Origin of the sequence: Actinomadura sp. 6K520 (genome assembly GCF_004349245.1) — a bacterium.
In the GTDB taxonomy this organism is placed as follows: domain Bacteria; phylum Actinomycetota; class Actinomycetes; order Streptosporangiales; family Streptosporangiaceae; genus Spirillospora.
Map to the genome: position 1 here is coordinate 1 of NZ_SMLC01000372.1, position 1,970 is coordinate 1,970.

1 protein-coding gene is annotated in these 1,970 nt (G+C 64.5%); it reads right to left on the reverse strand.

All coding sequences use genetic code 11. The annotated features are described in order from the left end of the window. Nucleotides 1-76 precede the first annotated feature (76 nt). Nucleotides 77-1,840: a proteasome ATPase gene (gene arc, locus E1289_RS37390; RefSeq protein WP_131988889.1), complete on the reverse strand. Its 1,764-nt coding sequence runs from the start codon at nucleotides 1,838-1,840 to the stop codon at nucleotides 77-79. Between the last annotated feature and the right edge of the window lie 130 nt (nucleotides 1,841-1,970).

Consider the following 1,970-nt stretch of genomic DNA (forward strand, 5'->3'; position numbering starts at 1 on the left):
GGGTGTGGCGGGGCATGCGGACGCGGCGGCCTCCCGTTCGGGGGGCCGCCGCGCCGGTGTCACGGTGTGGGCCTCGTTACAGGTACTGGCCGGTGTTGGCGACGGTGTCGATGGATCGGCCGGCTTCGGAGCCCTTGGTCCCGGAGACGAGGGTGCGGATGTACACGATCCGCTCGCCCTTCTTGCCGGAGATGCGGGCCCAGTCGTCGGGGTTGGTGGTGTTGGGCAGGTCTTCGTTCTCGCTGAACTCGTCGACGCAGGCGGCGAGGAGGTGGGTGACGCGCATGCCTTTCTGGCCGGTGTCGAGGTACTGCTTGATGGCCATCTTCTTGGCGCGGTCGACGATGTTCTGGATCATCGCTCCGGAGTTGAAGTCCTTGAAGTAGAGGACTTCCTTGTCGCCGTTGGCGTAGGTGACCTCCAGGAAGCGGTTCTCCTCGCTTTCGGTGTACATGCGTTCGACGGTGGCCTGGATCATTGCTTCGACCGTGGCCTCGGCGGAGCCGCCGTGCTCCTTGACGTCGTCGGGGTGGAGCGGGAGGCCGTCGAGGATGTACTTGGAGAAGATGTCCTTGGCTGCTTCGGCGTCGGGACGCTCGATCTTGATCTTGACGTCGAGACGGCCGGGGCGCAGGATCGCCGGGTCGATCATGTCCTCGCGGTTGGAGGCGCCGATGACGATGACGTTCTCCAGTCCTTCGACGCCGTCGATCTCGCTGAGCAGCTGCGGGACGATGGTGTTCTCGACGTCGGAGGAGACTCCGGATCCGCGGGTGCGGAAGATGGAGTCCATCTCGTCGAAGAAGACGATGACGGGGGTTCCGGCGGACGCCTTCTCGCGGGCGCGCTGGAAGACCAGGCGGATGTGCCGTTCGGTTTCGCCGACGTACTTGTTGAGCAGCTCGGGGCCCTTGATGTTGAGGAAGAAGCTCTTGCCCTCCTGGCCGGTCTTCTCGGCGACCTGTTTGGCGAGGGAGTTGGCGACGGCCTTGGCGATGAGCGTCTTCCCGCATCCGGGGGGTCCGTAGAGGAGGACGCCCTTGGGTGGCCTGAGCTGGTGCTCGCGGAAGAGGTCGGCGTGCAGGTACGGGAGTTCCACGGCGTCGCGGATCAGTTCGATCTGGCCGCTGAGGCCGCCGATCTCGTTGTAGGAGATGTCGGGGACCTCTTCGAGGACGAGTTCTTCGACCTCTGCCTTGTGGATCTTCTCGTAGGCGTATCCGGACCGGGGTTCGAGCATGAGGGAGTCGCCGGCGCGGAGGGGTACTCCGCGGAGTGGTTCGGCGAGTTTGACGACGCGTTCCTCGTCTGCGTGCGCGATGACGAGGGCGCGTTCGCCGTCGTCGAAGAGTTCCTTGAGCATGACGACTTCGCCCTGCTCTTCGAACTTGAGTGCTTCGACGATGTTGAGGGCCTCGTTGAGCATGACCTCTTGGCCGCGCTGGAGTTCGTCGATGTCGACGGCCGGGCTGACGTTGACGCGGAGTTTGCGTCCGCCGGTGAAGATGTCGACGGTTCCGTCGTCGCGGGCTTCGAGGAAGACTCCGAATCCGGATGGTGGTTGTGCGAGCCTGTCGACCTCCTCCTTGAGCGCCACGATCTGCTCGCGAGCCTCTTTGAGGGTCGCTACGAGACGCTCGTTCTGACCGGTTACGGCGGCCAGGTTGGCCTGTGCCTCATGGAGGCGTTCTTCCAGCACACGTACTTGGCGCGGGGACTCCGCGAGCTTGCGGCGCAGCACGGAGATCTCCTCCTCCAGGAAGGAGATCTGCGTTTGGAGGTCCCTGACCTCCTTTTCGTGCTGCGCCTTGCGCGCCCCAGCATCGTCACGAGCGGCCACGCCCCGTCACCTCCTCACGAAGAGAGCCGACGACCTACTGAGACCCTACCTATCTGGAGGGCTTCCGTAACCTGCCCATTCGGTGTTCGTGTCGTGCGGGGGTGTCCGGGGGGCATTGGGAGGGGTGTTG